Annotated in this window: 16 protein-coding genes; 9 read left to right on the top strand and 7 right to left on the bottom strand. The window is 60.6% G+C overall.

Annotated elements, in window-relative coordinates; translation table 11 throughout:
- Positions 1-142: 142 nt before the first annotated feature.
- Positions 143-2,770: a DNA mismatch repair protein MutS gene (gene mutS, locus BY454_RS12505; protein ID WP_104416806.1), complete on the top strand. Its 2,628-nt coding sequence runs from the start codon at positions 143-145 to the stop codon at positions 2,768-2,770.
- A gap of 160 nt (positions 2,771-2,930) precedes the next feature.
- Positions 2,931-3,254: a ferredoxin FdxA gene (fdxA, locus tag BY454_RS12500; protein WP_104416805.1), complete on the top strand. Its 324-nt coding sequence runs from the start codon at positions 2,931-2,933 to the stop codon at positions 3,252-3,254.
- A gap of 48 nt (positions 3,255-3,302) precedes the next feature.
- Here fdxA and BY454_RS12495 read toward each other — a convergent pair whose 3' ends face one another.
- On the bottom strand, positions 3,303-4,931 hold the full coding sequence (locus BY454_RS12495; RefSeq protein WP_104416804.1) for an acyl-CoA synthetase: 1,629 nt from the start codon (positions 4,929-4,931) through the stop codon (positions 3,303-3,305).
- A 57-nt stretch (positions 4,932-4,988) separates the two neighbouring features.
- Here BY454_RS12495 and BY454_RS16890 point away from each other — a divergent pair, with 57 nt between their 5' ends.
- The 4 genes from BY454_RS16890 to BY454_RS12480 all read left to right on the top strand — a co-directional run bounded on the left by BY454_RS16890 (position 4,989) and on the right by BY454_RS12480 (position 8,684).
- A complete protein-coding gene (locus BY454_RS16890; protein WP_181049702.1) occupies positions 4,989-5,159 on the top strand; it encodes a hypothetical protein in 171 nt (56 codons plus the stop codon).
- A 185-nt stretch (positions 5,160-5,344) separates the two neighbouring features.
- Positions 5,345-6,850, top strand: a complete 1,506-nt coding sequence (locus BY454_RS12490) for a sensor histidine kinase (protein WP_104425563.1) — start codon at positions 5,345-5,347, stop codon at positions 6,848-6,850.
- Complete coding sequence (locus BY454_RS12485) at positions 6,843-7,490, top strand: response regulator transcription factor (RefSeq protein ID WP_104416802.1); 648 nt, start codon at positions 6,843-6,845, stop codon at positions 7,488-7,490. Before BY454_RS12490 ends, BY454_RS12485 begins: the two co-directional genes overlap by 8 nt.
- Before the next feature lie 3 nt (positions 7,491-7,493).
- Complete coding sequence (locus BY454_RS12480; RefSeq protein WP_104416821.1) at positions 7,494-8,684, top strand: BaiN/RdsA family NAD(P)/FAD-dependent oxidoreductase; 1,191 nt, start codon at positions 7,494-7,496, stop codon at positions 8,682-8,684.
- Between the two features lie 9 nt (positions 8,685-8,693).
- Here BY454_RS12480 and BY454_RS12475 read toward each other — a convergent pair whose 3' ends face one another.
- Both BY454_RS12475 and BY454_RS12470 read right to left on the bottom strand, forming a co-directional pair.
- On the bottom strand, positions 8,694-10,124 hold the full coding sequence (locus tag BY454_RS12475; protein WP_258075649.1) for a phospholipase D family protein: 1,431 nt from the start codon (positions 10,122-10,124) through the stop codon (positions 8,694-8,696).
- Between the two features lie 134 nt (positions 10,125-10,258).
- A complete protein-coding gene (locus BY454_RS12470; protein ID WP_104416801.1) occupies positions 10,259-11,110 on the bottom strand; it encodes a universal stress protein in 852 nt (283 codons plus the stop codon).
- Between the two features lie 134 nt (positions 11,111-11,244).
- On the opposite strand from BY454_RS12470, the gene BY454_RS12465 reads away from it, so the two are divergent.
- Entirely contained in the window at positions 11,245-12,525 is a 1,281-nt protein-coding gene (locus tag BY454_RS12465) for an MgtC/SapB family protein (RefSeq protein ID WP_104416800.1), read from the top strand.
- Between the two features lie 15 nt (positions 12,526-12,540).
- On the opposite strand, the gene alkB is transcribed toward BY454_RS12465, so the two are convergent.
- On the bottom strand, positions 12,541-13,191 hold the full coding sequence (gene alkB, locus BY454_RS12460) for a DNA oxidative demethylase AlkB (RefSeq protein ID WP_104416799.1): 651 nt from the start codon (positions 13,189-13,191) through the stop codon (positions 12,541-12,543).
- 134 nt (positions 13,192-13,325) lie between these two features.
- On the opposite strand from alkB, the gene djlA reads away from it, so the two are divergent.
- On the top strand, positions 13,326-14,108 hold the full coding sequence (gene djlA / locus BY454_RS12455; RefSeq protein WP_104416798.1) for a co-chaperone DjlA: 783 nt from the start codon (positions 13,326-13,328) through the stop codon (positions 14,106-14,108).
- Positions 14,109-14,117: 9 nt separating this feature from the next.
- Here the strand turns inward: djlA and BY454_RS12450 are convergent, their stop codons facing one another.
- Together BY454_RS12450 and BY454_RS12445 are read right to left on the bottom strand one after the other, a co-directional pair.
- The gene (locus BY454_RS12450) at positions 14,118-14,726 is read right to left on the bottom strand and encodes a methyltransferase family protein (RefSeq protein WP_104416797.1); all 609 of its coding nucleotides are present in this window, start codon (positions 14,724-14,726) and stop codon (positions 14,118-14,120) included.
- 91 nt (positions 14,727-14,817) lie between these two features.
- A complete protein-coding gene (locus BY454_RS12445; protein WP_104416796.1) occupies positions 14,818-15,570 on the bottom strand; it encodes a pseudouridine synthase in 753 nt (250 codons plus the stop codon).
- 102 nt (positions 15,571-15,672) lie between these two features.
- Here BY454_RS12445 and BY454_RS12440 point away from each other — a divergent pair, with 102 nt between their 5' ends.
- Positions 15,673-17,298: a methyl-accepting chemotaxis protein gene (locus BY454_RS12440; RefSeq protein WP_104416795.1), complete on the top strand. Its 1,626-nt coding sequence runs from the start codon at positions 15,673-15,675 to the stop codon at positions 17,296-17,298.
- Here BY454_RS12440 and BY454_RS12435 read toward each other — a convergent pair.
- Entirely contained in the window at positions 17,295-20,384 is a 3,090-nt protein-coding gene (locus BY454_RS12435; protein WP_104416794.1) for an efflux RND transporter permease subunit, read from the bottom strand. The genes BY454_RS12440 and BY454_RS12435 overlap by 4 nt on opposite strands.
- Positions 20,385-20,386 lie beyond the last annotated feature (2 nt).

Here is a 20,386-nt window from a genome sequence, read left to right as displayed (position 1 = left end):
GCGGCTCCCTGGCTTTTGGTTTTAGATTTCCCTAGGTTGCAATGAATCCGTACCGAATCAACGGAGCTTTTACGTTTCATCGCAGCCGGTATTTTCTTACAATCGCGGCTTTATCCAACGGCAACATCAACCGGACCAGTCCATGCCAGCACCCCAGACCGAACAGCCCAAACACACCCCCATGATGCAGCAGTACCTGAAGATCAAGGGCGAGCATCCCAACGAGCTGGTGTTCTACCGCATGGGGGATTTCTACGAGCTGTTCTACGAAGATGCCAAGAAGGCGGCGGAGTTGCTGGACATCACCCTCACCGCGCGAGGCCAGTCCGGCGGCAATCCGATTCCCATGGCAGGCATCCCCTACCATTCGGCGGAAAACTACATCGCCCGGCTGGTGCGAGGTGGCCATTCCCTGGCCATTTGCGAGCAGATTGGCGATCCGGCCACCAGCAAGGGGCCGGTGGAGCGCAAGGTGGTGCGCATTGTCACGCCGGGTACGCTGAGTGACGAGGCATTCCTGGAAGACCGGCGCGATAACCTGCTGGCGGCTATTTTCAGTCACAAGGAAAGCTTCGGTATCGCTTCGCTGGACATTTCCAGCGGCCGGTTTGCCGTGTCCGAACTGGCTGGGCTGGAGGCTCTGCAGGGCGAACTTCAGCGCCTGCGCCCGGCGGAAATCCTGATCAGCGAGGACTTTCCCTACGGCGAGATCCTGGAAGGCTTCACCGGCGTTCGCCGTCAGGGCCCCTGGCTGTTCGAGGAAGATTCGGCGCACCGCATCATTACCCAGCAACTGCAGGTCAAAGACCTGACCGGCTTCGGCTGCGAAGACCTGCACCTGGCCATTTGCGCCGCCGGCTGCCTGCTGCAGTACGCCCGGGAAACCCAGCGCACCGCCCTGCCCCACATTCGCAAGCTGAGCCGCGAACGGCGTGAGGACGCGGTGATCCTGGATGCCACCAGCCGCCGCAACCTGGAAATCGACACCAACCTGATGGGCGGCACCCAGCACACCCTGGCCTGGGTGATGGACCGCACCGCCACCGCCATGGGTGCGCGGGAATTGCGCCGCTGGCTGAACCGACCGCTGCGGGACGTGGAAACGGTGAAACACCGCCAGCAAGCGGTCTCCGCCCTGCTGGACGGTTTCCACTACGAACCGGTGCACGATCTGCTGAAGAAGGTCGGCGACATCGAACGCATCCTGTCCCGGGTGGCCCTGCGCTCAGCCCGCCCCCGGGATCTGGCCCGCCTGCGCGATGCCTTCCAGGCCCTGCCGGAGCTTCAGGGTGCTCTGAAGCCCGTCAACTCCCATCACGTGGTGAAACTGGCCACTACCGTGGGCGAGTACCCGGAGCTGGCCGATCTGCTGGAACGGGCCATCATTGAAAACCCACCCGTGGTGGTACGCGATGGCGGTGTGATTGCCGAAGGCTTTGATGAAGAGTTGGACGATCTGCGCAACATCAGCGAAAACGCCGGCCAGTTCCTGCTGGACGTGGAAACCCGGGAGCGCGAACGCACCGGCATCTCGACCCTGAAAGTGGGCTACAACCGGGTACACGGCTATTACATTGAAATCAGCCGCGCCCAGTCTGACCAAGCACCGGTGGACTACATCCGCCGCCAGACCCTGAAAAATGCCGAGCGTTTCATTACGCCGGAACTGAAAGAATTCGAGGACAAGGCCCTGAGCGCGAAAAGCCGGGCCCTGGCCCGGGAAAAGGGCCTGTACGATGACGTGCTGGAAGCCGTGGCCGAGCAGCTCGCGCCCCTGCAGGACGCCGCCCAGGCCCTGGCCGAACTGGACGTGCTGAGCAACTTTGCCGAGCGCGCCACCAGCCTGCGCTTCACCGCGCCGGAATTCACCGACCAGCCCGGCTTCAACGTGGAGGAAAGTCGCCATCCCGTGGTGGAACAGCTATTGAGCGAACCGTTTGTGCCCAACAACCTGCTGATGGACAACAAGCGCCGCATGCTGGTGATCACCGGCCCCAACATGGGCGGTAAATCCACCTACATGCGCCAGGCCGCACTGATTGCCCTGCTAGCCTATACCGGCAGTTTCGTGCCCGCCGACCGCGCCGTGCTGGGCCCGGTGGACCGCATTTTCACCCGCATGGGCTCGTCCGATGACATCGCCGGTGGCCGCTCCACCTTCATGGTGGAAATGACCGAAACCGCCAACATCCTGCACAACGCCACGGAACACAGCCTGGTGTTGATGGACGAAGTGGGCCGGGGCACCAGCACCTTCGACGGCCTGTCCCTGGCTTGGGCCACGGCCGAACACCTGGCCAAACAGACTCGCTGCTACACCCTGTTCGCCACCCATTACTTCGAGCTGACTCAACTGGCCGAAGATCTGGAGCACGCGGTGAACGTGCACCTGACCGCCACCGAACACGACGATTCCATCGTGTTCCTGCACAACGTCCACGACGGCCCCGCCAGCCAGAGTTACGGGTTGCAGGTGGCCAAGCTGGCCGGTGTGCCCCAGGGCGTGATCGCCAACGCAAAAAACCAGCTGGCGCAACTCGAGGGCGAAGAGCGGCCGACGGCGCCCACCGCGCCAACACCAACCGAGCAACCGGTGGCCAAGGCCAAAGCACAACCAACCGCCAGGGAATCCGTGATGCAGGGAGACATGTTTGCGAGCATGGAACCCAGCGTGGTGGAAGAGCGCTTGCGGGAGCTGGACCTGGACGGACTGACGCCCCGGGAAGCCCTGAACCAGCTGTACGAGCTCAAGGAAAAACTGGAAGGTTAAAAGAAACTGGCAGAAAATTGACCCAGGCAATAAGGATATAGCGAGCCAAAGCTTGCGGCAGTGCGGGTCGCTCCCTACAATATCGCGCACCCAATTAGAACTGGACCTGCTTCAACAGGCTCCTGATGAGACCGATTACTCCACGACCAGGGATCTGACTATGGCCTTTATCGTTACTGATAACTGCATCAAGTGTAAATACACCGACTGTGTGGAAGTCTGCCCGGTAGACTGCTTCTACGAAGGCCCGAACTTTCTGGTAATCGACCCGGACGAGTGCATTGACTGCGCCCTGTGCGAGCCGGAATGCCCCGCCGAAGCGATCTTCTCGGAAGACGAACTGCCGGCCGGCCAGGAGCCGTTTATCGAGATCAACGCCGATCTGGCAGGCAAGTGGCCGAACATCACCGAAAAGAAAGATCCGCTGCCGGATGCCGAAGAGTGGGACGGCAAGCCGGACAAGCTGCAGTACCTGGAGCGCTAAGTTCCGGGCACCGCCCTTCGCGCAGCGGGCGCAAACGCCCGCTGTCGCTTACTGCATTTCCTTCGCCTGATTACGCAGCACAAACTTCCGGATTTTCCCGGTTGAGGTCTTCGGCAAGCGCGTAAAGATCACCTTCCCCGGAACCTTGAACACCGCAAGGTGCTGCCGACAGAAAGCGATAATCTCGTCCTCGGTTACCTCATCCGCTTCCGGCTTGAGCGTCACAAACGCACAGGGCACTTCGCCCCATTTCTCGTCTGGCCCAGCCACCACGGCCGCCTCCAGCACTGCCGGATGCCGGTACAGCGCGTCCTCCACCTCAATGGTGGAAATGTTCTCGCCCCCGGAAATGATGATGTCTTTCAGACGGTCCCGGATTTCCATGTAACCGTCTTCGTGCCAGACCGCCAGATCCCCGGTATGGAACCACCCACCCCGGAACGCCTCGGCGGTGGCTTTGGGATTCTTCAGATACCCCTTCATCACGGTGTTGCCACGCAAGAAAATCTCGCCCAGCGTCTTACCGTCCTTGGGCACGGGCTTCATGGTTCTGGGTTCGGCCACCATGGTGCCTGCCAGGGTCTGGTAACGAACCCCCTGGCGGGCCTTGAGCCTGGCCCGGTCATGAACCGGCAGCGCATCCCATTCGGGCTTCCACGCACATAGAGTCACCAGGCCATACACCTCGGTCAGGCCATAGGCGTGGGTCACCCGCACGCCCATTTCCTCGATGCCCTGGATGAGCGGCGCCGGCGGCGCGGCACCCCCGGTCAGTGCGTTCACTTCGTGGTTCAGTTCGGCCTTGGCTTCCGCCGAGGCATTGAGCAGTGCGTTCAGCACAATGGGCGCTCCGCACAAGTGCGTTACCTGATGCCGGCGGATCAGCTGTAGCACCTTCTCCGGGTCCACCCGACGAAGGCAGATGTGCGTGCCGGCCATGGCGGTGATCGTCCAGGGGAAGCACCAGCCATTGCAGTGGAACATCGGCAGCGTCCAGAGGTACACCGGGTGCATGCCCATGGACCAGGCCGCCTGGTTCCCCAAAGCCTGCAAATAGGCGCCACGATGGTGATACACCACGCCCTTGGGGTTACCGGTGGTGCCGGAGGTGTAGTTCAGGGAAATGGCGTCCCATTCATCAGACGGGAACTGCCAGTGGGCCTGTGGATCACCCTCCAGCAAAAAGGCCTCGTAATCCAGCTCACTCACCGGCTCCCCTTCGCCGTATTCCGGGTCGTTCACATCAATCACCAGGGGCTTGCGCTCCAGGCGTTCAACGGCATCCCGAATCACGTCACCGTATTCCCGGTCAGCAATCACCACCGAGACTTCACTATGCTCCAGCATGTAGGCGATGGCGGCGGCGTCCAGGCGAACGTTCAATGCGTTGAGTACGGCCCCGGCCATGGGAATACCAAAATGGCATTCCACCATGGCGGGAATGTTGGGCAGCATCACCGCCACGGTATCGCCACGGCCGATACCCCGGCCATTCAGTGCCGAGGCCAGCCGCCGGCAACGCCGGCCAGTTTCGGCCCAGGTATACCGGATGGCCCCGTGAATAATCGAGGGATGGTCCGGATACACACTCGCTGTACGCTCAATGAAGTCAACGGGAGACTGGACCGCGTAATTGGCGCTGCTGGGCTCCAGATCCTGGTCATAAATGGATGTCACAACGAAAACTCTCTGGCCGGGCTATGGTTTCGAGGAAGCAATTCTGCAGTTAGGCCAGTGTCCCGTCTGGTTAATTCGCTGATCTACTGCGTAGCTCTGGGATTTCTGGCCAAGGCGCCAGTGTGCTGGTGTGGTGGTTCCACATCAAGCGCTGGCAACACCGGCCAGGAATCCCAGAGCTACGCCCTTCGGGAGCCACTGAGAGCGCTGATAGCCGCGTTGCGCTAATTCGATATGGGGCCACCATACCTTCATTAGCACGCCTTGCTCTCAGCGCTCTCAGTGGCTCATTAGGTCAGCGAATTAACCAGACGGGACACTAGCAGGTATACTATATACGTGCCGAACGATGAGCGCCCGGAACGATACCATAAAAGCGCTCTAATTCTTACGAGGAACCAGCAAAGGGCTTCATGAGTACCACTAAGCACCCTCACACCAGCCAGTTGCTACCCAACGACCCCCAGCCCACGCTGATTCTGGATCAACGGGGGCAGGTACTCGCGTCTACGCAGTCCACCAACGAACTGATGGCGGACGCCGACATCACCTCGCCGGAAGCCCTCTTGCCCGTTAACACCGTGCACCTGATCCGCGCCGCTCTTACACAGAACCGGGCGATTGAGGACGTGGAATCCAGCTTTGGGGATCGATACTGTGTCTGGTGCTTCATTCCCGACACCGACAACCAGCAGGTTGTGGCCCGGGGCCGGGAAGCCACCAAGGATATCCGGCTGCGCGAACAGGCCCAGCGCTCCAACCGCCTCTACCGTCTGATCACCGAAAACACCACCGACCTGATTTCCCGCCACGCACCGGATGGCCGTTTTATCGACGCCACCCCGGCCTCCTGGCAACTACTTGGCTACCGCCCGGAAGCCCTGCGCGGTAAGACGCTGGAAGAGGTTTTTGCCACCGAGCAGGCCGCCGAGAAGCTGGCCGAAGCGCATCACAAACTGCGTGAGGAGGGCTACGCCACCCTCACCCTGAAAATCGCCCATGCCGATGGCAAGGACCGGCATCTGGAAATCTCCAGCCGGGCCATTCGCGAAACCTACACCGGGGCGGTGGTGGAGGTGATCAGCGTGTCGCGCGACATCACCTCCCGGGTGGCCTCGGAAGAGAAAAACCGATTGCTGGCAGAGGAACTGGCCCACACCACCCGGCTGGCCACCCTCGGTGAACTGGCTTCCAGCGTGGCCCATGAAATGAACCAGCCGCTGGCTTCCATTGTGAACTTCGCCAGCGCCAGCCAACGGTTCCTGCAGGGCGCCGAGCACCAACCGGCCAGACTGGCGAAAGTGGAAGACGGACTGGAAAAGATCGTGCACCACGCCAACCGTGCCTCGGAAGTGATCAAGCGCCTGCGGGCCTTCCTGCGCAAGGGCCAAAAACGCATGGCGCCCATTGCCGTTAACGAGGTGGCTGGCAACGTGGCCCGTCTGTGCCAATGGGAAGCGGAAAAAAAGCGCGTACGCATTGTTGAAAGCCTGACCGACAGCCAGCCCATCGTCACCGCCGACCCGGTGCTGCTGGAGCAGGTTCTGATCAACCTGATCCGTAATGCCATTGATGCCAGCGTGGAAGCCCGCCAGAACGGCAGCAAGATTCAGGCGGAACTGGCCAATGTCATCATCACCACACGGGTGAACGACGATCAGGAAGTCCTCCTGGAAGTCACCGATGAGGGCATGGGCCTGAGCGAAGAAGCCATCCGCCAGATGTTCCAGCCCTTCTACACCAGCAAACCCCAGGGCCTGGGCCTGGGGCTGTCCATGAGCCGTTCGATCATCGAAGACTTTGGCGGGTTTCTGGACGCAATCCCCGCCAGCACCGGCGGCCTGACCCTGACCTGCCGATTCCCGGCGAACACACAACGAAACACGCCCGCAAGTATGGAGAACTGCCCCGATGACTGATTCAGCCAACAGCCAGTCGGCCACCGTATGCGTGGTGGACGACGACGCCGGCATGCTCGAATCCACCCAATGGTTACTGGAATCCGTGGGCCTGACCGTTCAGGCCTTCAGCGATGGCCGGCGGTTTCTGGACACCGTGAACGACACCAACGTCGGCTGCGTGGTCCTGGATGTGCGCATGCCCGGCCTTGGTGGCCTGAACGTTCAGGAGGAAATGCAGAAGCGCAACCTGAACATCCCCATCATTTTTGTCTCGGGCCATGCGGACGTACCGATCGTGGTTCGGGCGTTCAAATCCGGCGCCTTCGATTTCATCGAAAAACCGTTCAATCAGCAGTTATTGCTGGACAGCGTCCAACAGGCGCTGCAGGAGCACCAGAACGGTCGTCCGCTTCAACCGGACGCCAGTACCGACGAACTGCTCGACACGCTCACCCGCCGCGAAAGAGACGTATTCCTGCCACTGGCCCAGGGTTACACCAGCCGCGAGATTGCCGATCAGCTCGGCGTCAGCGTCAAGACCATTGACCTTTACCGGGCACGGGTCATGAAGCGCCTGGGCGCGGACCGCCTACCGGATGTGACCGGACTGGCCATTGCGGCCGGATTGCTGAATCCGTTGAATCTCCGAAAACAATAAATGATGGCGACCTCCTCCAACACCTACGACGTCATCATCATCGGCGCCGGCGCCGCCGGGCTGATGTGTGCAGCCACAGCCGGTTACCGGGGCCGGCGCGTGCTGGTGCTGGATCATGCCAACAAACCCGGCAAGAAAATCCTGATGTCCGGCGGCGGGCGCTGTAACTTCACCAACCTGAACAGTACGCCGGCGAATTTCCTGTCGGGCAACCCGCACTACTGCATCTCCGCCTTGAAGCGTTACACGCCGCAGGATTTTGTCGAGCTGATGGACCGCCACGGGGTGGAATACGAGGAGAAAGCACCCGGGCAACTGTTTTGCCGGGACAGCGCCAAGGATGTGCTGAACGTATTGCTGACCGAATGCGAATGGGCTTGCGCGGAGGTCCGCATGGAGACCTCAGTCAACAAGGTCACCGAAAACGAAGACGGCTATCGCCTCGCCACCAGCGCTGGCGAACTGACCTGCGAATCGTTAGTGGTGGCCACCGGCGGCCTGTCGATCCCCACCATGGGCGCGACCGGCTTTGGTTACGACATTGCCAGACAGTTTGGCCTTGAGGTGTTGCCCACCCGCGCCGGGCTGGTGCCATTCACCCTGCACCCGGAGCTCAAGCAGCAACTGGCCCCGCTGTCCGGTGTCAGTTGCCCAGTGGATGCCCACTGCCACGAGCACCATTTCCGGGAGCCCATGCTGGTCACCCACCGAGGCCTGAGTGGCCCGGCCATGCTGCAGGTGTCCAGCTACTGGCAGCCCGGGGATGAGGTACACATCAACCTGCTGCCAGCGCAGAAAATCCAGGAGGACCTGCTGGCCCTGCGCAAGGACAAACCACAGTCCACCCTCGCGCAGTACCTCAACCAGCACCTACCAAAGCGCTTCGCCCAGGCCTTCAACGAGCTACAGGGCTGGCAGGGGCCGTTGCAGGAGTGCCGGAACGCCGACATTGAACAGGTGGCCCACACCCTGGGGGACTGGACTATCAAACCCGCCGGCACCGAAGGTTACCGGACCGCCGAGGTCACCCTGGGCGGCGTGGACACCCGCCAGCTGTCATCAAAAACCATGGCGGTGAAAGAGCGCCCCAACCTGTTCTTCATCGGGGAAGTGGTGGACGTTACCGGCCACCTGGGTGGCCATAACTTCCAATGGGCCTGGGCTTCGGGTGTGGCGGCGGGCAACGAGGCCTGAAGCCGTGGCTTAAAGGTACTTCTCAATCGGCAGCCAGGACAGCACCCTCGAGGTGGTCCGCAACCAGAACCCGGCCCTGGGTTCATGATCAAACGTCAACTCATTGGCTTGCCAGACCAGATCACCGCTGTTATTCAGGCGCACGTGCCAACTGTTTTGCGGCTCAATCGCCTCTTGGATATCACTGGCGACAGCCTGGGCCAGCTCGGGGCTGTGGATAATGAGTACGGTTTCCCCGTTCAGGTAAATCGACCGCAGGTTCACGTTCAACGAGCCAATGAACAGGGTTTCCCGATCAAATACCACGGCCTTTGAGTGCAGGGTCAGCCCCTGCCCGCCACAGGCGCCGTTCTCCACAATCCAGTTGCGGCAGCCCTGGGCATCCGGGCGCAGCTCGTACAACTCCATGCCCTGGCGCAGCATTTCCTCACGCCACCGGGCGTAGCCGGAATGGTTTGTCACCAAGTCGTTGGTGACCAGGGAATTGGTGAAAGCCACCACGGAGAGCTCGTCGTTGCCAAAACCATGGGTTAGGTCCAACTGATCGTCCGTCAGGATGAGGTAGGCGGACTCGATCAGAATCTCCGACTCGGCCGATGCCGCCAACCGATACAATGCCTTCGCAGAGGGTTGTGGCGTGTTCGCAGGGGCCTCAAAGTCTGCCGGCGGCGGGTCGAACACCAGCTCAGCCTGGGCCGGAATCAATGCCTCGAACCGGCCCTCAAGAAAGGCCTGTGCCGCCTGCTGTCCGCGTGCCGGTTGGGCGTGAAAGCTCAGCTGGCCCGTACTTTCTGCCACCAGTCGGGCCCGTGCTTCGGCATCCAGGGCCACCTCCGGTTCGTACAGGCGACTGACCGGGTAGGTCCGGCCGTTATTCCAGTAGGCCAGAAAGCTGTCGCTCAGCGGCCCAATAAGCGGGCCCAACATCAGCACATCCCGGTCCCGGGCGTTCACTGCGGGGTCTTCGTCGAAGTATTCATCGCCGATATTGCGGCCACCCGTGATGCCTGCAGCGCCATCCACCACAAAGCTTTTGTTGTGCATCCGGCGGTTGACGCGGTCAAAGTTGGCCAGGAGAGAAAACCACCGGCCGACACCGCTGCGGGGCCGCACCGGGTTGAAAATACGGACCTCAATGTTGGGGTGGGAGTCCATGGTGGCAAACAGTGCGTCGTCACCTGCTGCGTTCATGTCATCCAGCAGTACCCGAACCTTCACGCCCCGGTCAGCGGCCGCAATCAGGCGACCGGCAAGGTAACGGCCGGTGGGGTCGTCATTCCAGATGTAATACTGGGCATCGATGGTATGGCTGGCCGCCTCAATCAGGGCGGCACGAACCAGGAACGCATCCCGCCCAGTATTCAAAAGACTGAAGGCGGTATAGGGGCTGTAAGGTTCCAGGTGCTTTTGACGCTGTTCCAGCACGAAAGAATCCGCCACAGGAACTCCTTTTAAACCCGCTTCATGAGTCATCGGGGACAGGCCGCTGGCACACCCTGCCAGGGCCAGAACCAGTAGCAGGGGGAAAATACGCAGCAGCCCCAAGCACTGATCACGGCAAATGATCTCTTTTATCAACGCAGGATCACCAGGGGCTTTTCCGCGGTTTTCAGCATGGTCGCCGTAGTACTGCCCACCAGGAATTGGCGAATGCGGGAATGGCCGTAAGCCCCCATGACCAGAATGTCGATGTCGTTTTCGTCCTGATACTCGTGCAATGCCGGCTCCACGTCCCCAGCCCGGATCGCTAAGGTGATTTCCGCACCCAGGTCGGCCAGCATCCGTTCGGCCTTTTTCAACTGCTCCCAGCGATCAGCGGTGTCGGGCCCCACCATCACCAGATGCAGCGGCATGCCCTTGAGCACCGGGCTGGAGGCTATCAGCTCCACACCCTTGAAAGCCGTTTCGCTGCCATCAAACGCCAGCATGGCACTGCGCGGTTCAGAGTATTCATCCGGCACCAGCAGGATCGGCCGGTGAGCACTACGGATAACCGTTTCCAACTGGCCGCCGGGGTGGATGTCCCGATCGGTGCTGCTTTCCCCGTGCAATCCCATGACAAACAGGCGGGTATCTTTCTCCAGCGCCAGTACCGAGTCGGTCAGGGTGCCGTGGCGCTGGCGCTTGATGGCGTCAGTCATTCCGCCTTCCCGGACGCGCTCCTCTGCCTTATCAAGCAGATGATGCCCATGCTCCCGGGCTAGCTTGGCACGCTTGCGGTCCAGCTCCGCCAGTTCGTCCAGCAGCTGTTCGCGGCTGCCAAGGCCAATGTTGCCCACCAGATCCGGCTCCGAGGGGTACTTCTCCTCATCCAACACATGCAGAAGCATCAAAGGCGCTTCCATGTGGCGACTGGCCCAGGCGCCGTAGTCACATACCGCCGGTGCGGCCCGGGAATCATCAATACAGGAGACAACTTGCAACATCTTCACCTCGCCTTGGAATCGCTATGCTTGTTATTGTGGCACCGAATCATGATATTTCGTTGTTGTGGCGCATTTTTTCTATAGTGCCGCAAACTTAAGCACCTGCGAACCCTTGAGCCCGGGAGACTCTTTACATGGACGACGTCGCCAGCCAATTCCTGACCAACCACCAGACCACATTTCACCTGGCCATCGCCCTGATGTTGGGCGCGCTTGTTGGCCTTGAACGTGGCTGGGACGCGCGGGAACAGAAGTCTGGTGAACGTATCGCGGGCATACGCACTTTTTCCCTCATCGGCCTGTTGGGCGGCATTTCCGCCCTGCTGGCAGACGAGATCACCGTCTGGGCGTTCCCGGTCTTGTTGATTTGCGTGGTGGCAATGGGATTAGTGGCCTACAGCGAACGCCTGGCTCACATTCGCAATTTCAGCATCACCGGCCTGGTGGGCATGGTACTGACGTTCTGTTTTGGCGCGATAGCCGTTGGCATTGATCCGGTCATCGCCACGGCAGCGGCGGTGGTCACAACCATCATTCTTGATAACAAGGCCGAAATTCACGGCTGGGTCCAGAAGCTTCAATCACATGAACTGGATGCCGCCCTGAAACTGCTGCTGATTTCCGTGGTCATGTTGCCACTGCTGCCCAATCAGGGAATGGGCCCGGGTGGTGTCCTCAATCCCCGGGAAATCTGGTACATGGTGGTGATGATTGCCTCGATTTCCTTCGTCGGCTACTTCGCCATCCGCATGGCCGGCACACGCAAAGGCATTCTTTTTACCAGCCTGTTTGCCGGGCTCAGTTCCTCCACCGCCCTGACCCTGCATTTCTCACGGCAAGCAGACAAGAACCCGGACTTTAACCCTCAGTTCGCCGCCGGCATCCTGATTGCCTGTGGCACCATGTTTCCCCGAATCCTGATCTACTGCCTGATCATCAATACCGCCCTGTTGCCCAACCTGATCTGGCCGGTGGCCGTGATGACGGTGCTGCTCTATGGTCCCGCCATCTTTATCTGGCGCAAACATTCCCGGCAGGCAAAGGTCAGCCAACCGCCCCTGAGCCAGAACCCGCTGGATCTGTCCTCGGCACTGGTTTTCGGCGCCCTGCTGACCGGCATCCTGTTGCTGGGTGAGTTCCTGAAGAACAGCTTTGGCGACGCCGGCATCTACGCGCTGGCCGCCACCTCCGGCGTGGCGGACGTGGATGCAATTACCCTGTCCCTCACCCGCATGTCCAACAACGACCTGGCCATGAACGTCGCCGTGGTGGGCATCGTCATCGCCGCTGCGGTTAACAACCTGGTGAAGTCCGGCATGGCCTGGAGCATCGGGAACCGTCAGACCGGCCTGATGGTGGGTGGCCCAATGGTGCTGTCACTGGCCGCCGGACTGCTGGTTGCCTGGCTGCAATAGCAATTGATGGCAGGCCTAGCCCGCCTTGCGGAAGGTCAGGTTGTAACGATAGGGACCGGTTAGGGGGTGACTCCCCTTCTTCAAAGTGAGCACCCCGTGATAGTTCAGCCGCGCCGGGCCGCCCCAAACCACCACGTCGCCGTGCTCCAGTAAAATCCGCTCGGGTTTGTCACTGCGTTTTGGGCCACCCATTTGGAACACAATGGGCAGCCCCAGGGATACCGAAACAATCGGCCAGGAAAAATCCCGTTCGTCGCGGTCCTGATGCAGGCCCATTTTGGCGCCGGGCTCGTAGCGGTTGATCAGGCAGGCGTCTGGCTGGAATCCCGGGAACCCGGCTTCCTCGGCCGCGCGCCCTGCAAGCTGTGAAAACCTCTCAGGGATCGCCGGCCAGGGTGCCCCTGTCTGCGGGTCCTCGTGTTGGTAGCGATAGCCCTTCCGGTCGGTGACCCAGCCCCAATCCCCGGCGCAGGTCATGGCGGCAGACATCTCGTGCCCACCCGGTGTGATCATGTTTCGAAAGCCAGCCTGGCGGGCAATCTTTTGAATGTCATCCAGCAATGTGGGCGCGTCAGCCCTGGCGAGACGACGCAACACGACCACGCCTTCACCCCGGGGCTCAGCCCATGGCTGCTCGTTTTCTGATTCGAACAAATCCCCGGTCATAAACAGCTCCCCTCCAGTCACACCGTCAGCATATCCAGCTCAGCCGTCTTCACCAAGTGAATGAACCGCGGGCCATGAACGTCCGGGCAAAAATCCGTATAGTAAGCGCTTCAGACAAGAATCAAGGACTTTCAATGCTGCTTGCCTTTTTCATTGGTGGCCTGATCGGCTACGCCTTCGGTCGCCTACCTGGATTTTTCATTGGCGGTGCCCTGGCCGTATTTCTGGTGAAACGGATCAGGAACCGGGTTGTCGGTCGTCTTCAGGAAATGCAAAGTGGGTTTGTTGAATCCGTGTTCGCAGTGATGGGGGCGCTCTGCAAGGCCGATGGCCAGGTCTCCCAGGATGAGATCGACATGGCGGAAGCCATGTTTATGCGCTTCCGCCTGAATGACGACCAGCGAGCTGCCGCCAAGGCAGCCTTCAACCGGGGCAAGGCACCGGATTTTGACCTGGACGCGGAACTGGATAGCTTTCTGCGCAATTCCGGTCGCCAGCCCGCCTTTTTGCAGATGTTCCTGCAGGTGCAGGTCCAGGCGGTGGCGGCGGATGGCCAGGTACACCCGGCAGAGCATGACATGCTGGTGCGCATTGCACGGCGCCTGGGGCTGCCGGAAAGCCAGGTGGACCAATTGGAAGCCATGCTGCGGGGCGCTTACGCTGGCCAGGCCGGGGGCGCCTCGAATTACTCGAGCAGCCAGCAGATTGACGATGCCTACAAGGTGTTGGGGGTAAGCTCGGAGGCTTCAGACCAGGAGATCAAACGGGCGTACCGCAAGCTGATGAGCGAGAACCACCCGGACAAGCTGGCTGGGCGTGGCATGCCTGAAAGCATGCGGGAAATGGCCGAAGAGCGGACCCGGGAAATCAGCCACGCCTACGATGTGATCAAGGAAGCCCGAAGCAAGGGACACTAAAAGCACTGTTTAAAGCCAGCGGGGCACCCGCTGGCGATACTCTTCATAAGCCTGCCCAAACCGGCTCGCCAGGGCCTTTTCCTCTTCTCTGGCCTGGCGGGTAATCACCAGCACCCCGGCCACCAGGCACACCAGCGAAAACACGCTGGGCAATGCCAGGAAAAACCCCAGCTGCCCCAGCATGACCGCCAGGAACAACGGATTCCGGCTGCGGGCAAAGGGGCCGGTAGTCAGCAGCTTGCCAGCATCCCGGCCTTCATCAATTCCGGAACGCCAATCTTCATGCATGTAAGCCTGCAGGTAGTTCACCAAAGTAAACGAGGCCATCAACACTACCATGCCCGCCAGCAGAACCGGCCACTGGTACAACCAGGGGAAAACGCCCAGCCATGGGTCGATATCCACGCCAATGCGGATAAGGCAGACTAAAAGGATGGCAGCCCGGAAAACATTGAAGGTATGGCGGTGCCACCAGGTGGCCCGGCCACGGCCACCGTAATTAATATGGGAGAACCCCATTCGATCATAAAGACCGATAGTCCGCGCGGAGAACTGCAGACCAATCATCAGAAAAAAGATGCCGAGAAAAACGCGGACAACCGGCTCCACAAGCTCCATCACACCTTCCGGGTCAGTAAATGAAGGGTCAGCATAATGCTGGCCGGTGGCGATTGAAAGTGATATCCATCAATGCAGAAAATGATAATTTTCAATGATCTTCGAGCAGGAATTGCCACTGCGCGGGAATTTCCCCGAACACGCCCAGCACCCGCACGAAACTCTCTTCCGGCGGCGCATACAGGGTGACTGGCTGGCCCGTCTCAGGGTGCTGGAAACTCAAATGGGTAGCCGCCAGCATCAAACGTCCCTCCCCGAACCGCTCGGCAAAATAGCGGTTATGTCGACCACGGCCGTGGTTAGCATCGCCAATGATGGGATGGCTGATGTGCTTCATGTGTCGGCGTAGCTGGTGCTTGCGGCCGGTCTTCGGTTGCAGCTCCATCAGGCTGTAGCGACTGGTTGGGTAGCGTTCGATGGCGACCGGTATTTCCGTGGTGGCCAGTCGCCGGAAATGAGTCAGTGCCTCCCGCACCGGCTGCGGCTCATTTTTTCTGCGTCGGTCCTCGGGTTCCTCCCGCAAGGGGTGATCAATGACACCGGATTCCGGCGCCCAACCCCGCACCATGGCCAGGTACGTCTTCGACACTTCCCCGGCCATCATGGCCTGCCCCACTAGCCGGGCGGTTTCCGAGTCCCGCGCGAACAGCAGAACCCCCGATGTGGGCCGGTCCAGCCGATGCACCGGGTACACGTGCTCGCCGCCGTTCAGTGCCCGGGCGTACTGCAGCGCAAACTCTGTTTCGTGTTTATCGATCGGGCTTCGGTGCACCAATAATCCAGCGGGTTTATGCACCGCCAACAGCCATTGGTCGCGATAAATTTCGGTCAAGGGGTTCAGCATGGGCAATCACAGCCGATAAAAAATGAACTGGCGGCAACAACAACCGCCTCCGGATGCCCGGATGATACTGCCCCTTTCATATTTTCTACAGGATTCGCGGCTATGACCTGGTTCTCCAAAAGTATCCTGAATCGCGTTCTTACCATCATCATTCTCGTCAATCTGGTGATTGCCGCCGTGGCCGGCGTGTACTTCAGCAAGACCCTGAAGACCGAGGAGCAATACGGCCAACTGATCAGCCAGGAGATGGTGACGGCCCTCAAAACCCAGGACATTCTGGGCGACTTCAAGACTCAGGTTCAGGAGTGGAAAAACGTACTCATCCGGGGCGGTGACGACGACCAGCGTAAAAAGTACTGGCAACGCTTCCTGGAAACCGAATCCGATATCCAGTCTCAACTGGATAAACTGATCCCACAAGTCACCAACCCCAAGGCCAAGGAGTTACTGACCCGCTTCCAACGCGCCCACCGAGAGATGGGAAGCGCCTACCGAAAAGGCTTCAACGCCTTTGTCGAGTCCGGATACCAGCAATGGGCCGGTGACAGAGCCGTGTCCGGCATAGACCGCGAACCCGCCAACCTGATTGAGCAGGCCGCAAGCAAGATCCGCGCAACAGCACTATCCCAATACGGCGAGCTCAAAAATAATGCCTCCACCACAAACATGCTGATGGCCGGGCTGCTGATCGCGGCCATCATTCTGGGCACCCTGGCCTGCCTGCTGGTGCTGGTGCGCTCGGTGGTTCGGCCCACCCAGGAGCTGATTGGCAAGCTCACCTACATTGGCGAGGGTAATCTCACCAACCCGGTGACCATGCAACGGCCGGACGAACTCGGCCAACTGGCGGATACCGCCCGGGCCCTGCATCGTTTCCTGTCGGAAACCGGCGACATGCTCAAACACAACGCCGAACAGCTGGCAGAAACCGGCGGCACGATTCGCGGCAACGCCAATACCGTCTCGGATCAGTCTGAACGCGCTCACCAGCGCATTGACCAGATTGCCACGGCCATGAATGAGATGTCGGCCACCGCTCAGGATGTGGCCAGCCATGCGGCTTCTGTCGCCAGTCAGGTGGAGGAAACCACGCAGCAGACCCGGCATGCCGATGAGCAAATCAACCAGTCTGTTGCCAGCATGAACCGGCTGACCGACCAGATTCACAGCTCCACCGAAACCGTGAAAAAACTGGCAGAGAGCGGCCAGCGGGTGGGCGATGTGATGAAGGTGATCCGCGAAATTGCGGACCAGACCAACCTGCTGGCCCTGAATGCCGCCATCGAAGCGGCCCGGGCAGGCGAAGCAGGGCGCGGTTTTGCGGTGGTCGCGGACGAAGTCCGCAACCTGGCTGCCAAGACCCAGGAAGCCACCGTGGAAATTGACGAAATTATTGCCAACATTCGCAGTGGCTCCCAGGATGCCACAGAATTCATGCAGGCCTCGGAAGTGGTGGCCCAGGAGAGCAGTGATTCAGTGGAAGCCGTTCGGCAGACCCTGGCAGACATCACCCAGCGCATGGCCAGCGTGAATGACGCCACCACCCAGGTAGCCACGGCCGCCGAAGAACAGACCAGCGTGAGTGAAGACATTAACCGCAACATCACCGAAGTGGCGGAAATCTCCGAGGCCATGCACAAGACGGCTGACGACAACCTGCGCACTGTGCCCGAACTGGAAGCCATGGCCCACAAAGCCCAGGAGCTGGCCGACCGGATTCGTCACTAACCGACGGCCCCGCCGCCACCGCCGGTCAGCCTTCGAAAGCGCTGGCCGGCGGCCTCACCCAGCACCAGCAACACCGGCGTCAGCAGCAGCGTCAGGAAGGTGGCAAATGCCAGCCCGCCGGCGATGGCACTGGAGAGCTGGGTCCACCACTGGGTGGATGGCGCGCCCAGCCCAAGGCTGGGAGACAACAGATCCACGTTTATCCCCAGCACCATCGGCATCAGCCCCAGCACGGTGGTCACAGCCGTTAGCAGTACCGGCCGGAAACGCAGGCACCCGGTTTCCAGGGCGGCCTCAAACGCAGGCCGCCCGTCTTTTCTCATCTGATTGAAGGTGTCGATCAGGATGATGTTGTTGTTCACCACGATCCCCGCCAGGGCAATGATGCCCATGCCCACCATTACCACGCCAAACGGTTGACCATTGAGCAGCAGGCCCAGCAACACCCCGGCGGTGGACAGCACAATGGCGGAGAGCACCAGCAGGGTCTGGTACAGGGAATTGAACTGGGTCAGCAGGATCAGCACCATGAGCCCGATGGCCACCAGGAACGCGGTGGTCAGGAAGTTGGCCGCCTGCTGCTGGTCCTCGTTTTCCCCGGCGGCGCGAACGGAAATGCCCTCCGGCGGTTCGGGCATCTGTGCCTGCAACGTCTGCAACAGTTCGTCCATTTGCCGACCGGCGGCCACATCCGATTTGATCGTAATGGTGCGCAACCCATCCACCCGCACCACGGTGCCGGTTTTATTGCCAGACTCCAGGGTCACGAACTGGGAAAGCGGCACCTGGCCCCGAGGGGTGTTGATGGTCTGCCGCTCCAACTGATCAAGCTCCCGCCAGTCCCGGGGTACACGCACGGCGATGTCCACTTCGTCGCGTACGTCTTCCGGGCGGTAGGTGGCCAGCACCAGGCCATTGGTTACCAACCGCACCGCGCTGCCGACACTTAGCACATCGGTGCCAAAACGGGCCGCTGCTTCCCGGTCCACCTTCAGGCGCCATTCAATACCGGGCAGGCTGCGGTCGTCCTCGATGTCGACAAAACCGCCCATCGCCCGCATTTGCTCCTCAATCTGGTCCACATAGTTATCCAGATCATCGCCATTGCGGCTACTCACCTGCAGCTCGATAGGCTTGCCCTGAGCCGGCCCGCCTTCCTGTTTGCGGAATTCCAGCTTTATACCGGGAATATCCGCGGTGCGTTGCTGGAAGTCGTCCAGGATCTTGCTGGCCGGGCGACGGGTGAACCAATCATTGAACTGGAACTGCAGCACGCCAATCACATCCGGCGCCATCTGGTTATCCGGGCTGATCATCGAACGGGCATACAGTGCCTTCACCTCAGGCATGCCCTGCAACCGCCGCTCCACTTCCCGGACAATGGCATCCCGCTCCCAGACCGACAGATCCCCCCGGGCACGCACCTGCACCTGGGCCGAATCCGGCTCCACGCTGGGGAAGAATTCCACTCCATGGTTGAAGCGAGCGTATGCCGCGTAAATAACCGCAATCAGCACCAGCGCTCCGAGCAGTGCCAGGCCCGGCCTGCGCAGCAATACCGCCAGAACCTGTCGATACACCCCCATCGCACGACTTTCCGACTCCGGTTGCCGGGAACGGCGACCACCACTGACACCACCCATGACCGGCAAGAACACCAGTGCCATGGCCAAAGAGGCCAGCAGGCAGATCAGCACCGTCATTGGCAGGTACTTCATGAACTCGCCCACCACACCGGGCCAGAACAGCAGTGGCACGAATACCGCCAGGGTGGTGGCGGTGGAAGCGATCACCGGCCAGGCCATACGCGAGGCCGCCGCCACCCAGGCGGCCCGGGATGACTGGCCATCGTCCAGGTTCCGGTCCGCCAGCTCGGACACCACAATGGCGCCGTCCACCAGCATGCCGGCCACCAGAATGAGGCTGAACAGCACCACAATGTTGAGGGTGAGCCCCATGCTCCAGATCACGAGGATGCCGGTCAGGAAGGCGCCGGGAATAGTCAGCCCCACCAGCAGGGCCGAGCGCGGCCCCATGGCGGCGATCACCACGATCAGCACAAGCACAATCGCAGTCAGCACGTTGTTGAGCAGGTCCGACAGCACATCCTGGACTTCATCGGACTGGTCCATGATATAGCGGATGTCCAGGGTGTCCGGCAGTTTCTCCTTCGCCTGGTCAATCAAGGCCCGGACCTGGTCCACGGTCTTGATGATGTTGGCGCCGGAGCGCTTGGAGACTTCCAGTACCAATGCCGGCTCGCCGTTGATGCGGGCAAAGCCGGTGGGGTCCTTGAAGGTACGCTGCAGCATGGCGACATCGCCAAAGGTAATCACGGTGTCGCCGCTGACCTTCACCGGCATGGCCATGACATCCTCTATGTTCTCGATTACCCCGGGCACTTTCAGGGCCATCCGGCCATTGCCGGTGTCCAGCGAACCGGCCGCCACCAGCTGGTTGTTGCGGCTGACCAGGGTCGCCAGCTGGTCGAAATCCACGCCGTAGCTTTCCAGCACCTGCGGGTCCACCACGATTTCCAGCAGATCCTCCCGGTCGCCGCCAATCTCCACTTCCAGTACTTCGGGGATGGCTTCAATCGAGTCCTGCAGCCGCCGGGCAATGGTGATCAGTTCCCGCTCGGACAGAGGCCCGGACAGGCCAATCGACAACACCGGAAACAGCGAGACATTAATCTCATGCACACGCGGCTCATCCGCTTCCCGGGGCAGCTTGCTGCGGGCGGTATCCACCTTCTCCCGCACGTCCTGCAAGGCCTTGTCCGGGTCAAACCCGGCGTCGAATTCCAGCATCACCGAAGCATGCCCCTCCGCACCGGTGCTGCGCATTTCCTTGATGCCTTCCAGCGATCGCAACTCCTGCTCCATGGGCCTTATCAACAGGCGTTCGGCATCCTCCGGGCTAATGCCGTCAAGGGTCATTGCCACGTAGATCATGGGAATGGTGACGTCGGGGTTCGATTCCTTGGGAATGGTCTGGTAGGCCGCCACGCCGCCCAGAATCAGGAAGAGAAAGGTCAGCAGCGTGGTCCGGCTGCGGTCCATGGCTGCGGAAATCAGTGCCTGCATGG

Source organism: Marinobacter persicus (assembly GCF_002934325.1).
GTDB lineage: Bacteria > Pseudomonadota > Gammaproteobacteria > Pseudomonadales > Oleiphilaceae > Marinobacter > Marinobacter persicus_A.
The sequence above is the reverse complement of the archived record's forward strand: the minus strand, read 5'-3'. Positions and strand labels throughout refer to the sequence as shown.

Bases quoted from the DNA above. Each gene is read 5' to 3' on its own strand.
- BY454_RS12485 (WP_104416802.1), top strand. From the start codon at position 6,843: ATGACTGATTCAGCCAACAGCCAGTCGGCCACCGTATGCGTGGTGGAC.
- BY454_RS12480 (WP_104416821.1), top strand. From the start codon at position 7,494: ATGGCGACCTCCTCCAACACCTACGACGTCATCATCATCGGCGCCGGC.
- BY454_RS12440 (WP_104416795.1), top strand. From the start codon at position 15,673: ATGACCTGGTTCTCCAAAAGTATCCTGAATCGCGTTCTTACCATCATC.
- BY454_RS12465 (WP_104416800.1), top strand. From the start codon at position 11,245: ATGGACGACGTCGCCAGCCAATTCCTGACCAACCACCAGACCACATTT.
- BY454_RS12450 (WP_104416797.1), bottom strand. From the start codon at position 14,726: ATGGAGCTTGTGGAGCCGGTTGTCCGCGTTTTTCTCGGCATCTTTTTT.
- BY454_RS12490 (WP_104425563.1), top strand. From the start codon at position 5,345: ATGAGTACCACTAAGCACCCTCACACCAGCCAGTTGCTACCCAACGAC.
- BY454_RS12435 (WP_104416794.1), bottom strand. From the start codon at position 20,384: ATGCAGGCACTGATTTCCGCAGCCATGGACCGCAGCCGGACCACGCTG.
- alkB (WP_104416799.1), bottom strand. From the start codon at position 13,191: ATGACCGGGGATTTGTTCGAATCAGAAAACGAGCAGCCATGGGCTGAG.
- mutS (WP_104416806.1), top strand. From the start codon at position 143: ATGCCAGCACCCCAGACCGAACAGCCCAAACACACCCCCATGATGCAG.
- fdxA (WP_104416805.1), top strand. From the start codon at position 2,931: ATGGCCTTTATCGTTACTGATAACTGCATCAAGTGTAAATACACCGAC.
- BY454_RS12470 (WP_104416801.1), bottom strand. From the start codon at position 11,110: ATGTTGCAAGTTGTCTCCTGTATTGATGATTCCCGGGCCGCACCGGCG.
- BY454_RS12445 (WP_104416796.1), bottom strand. From the start codon at position 15,570: ATGCTGAACCCCTTGACCGAAATTTATCGCGACCAATGGCTGTTGGCG.
- djlA (WP_104416798.1), top strand. From the start codon at position 13,326: ATGCTGCTTGCCTTTTTCATTGGTGGCCTGATCGGCTACGCCTTCGGT.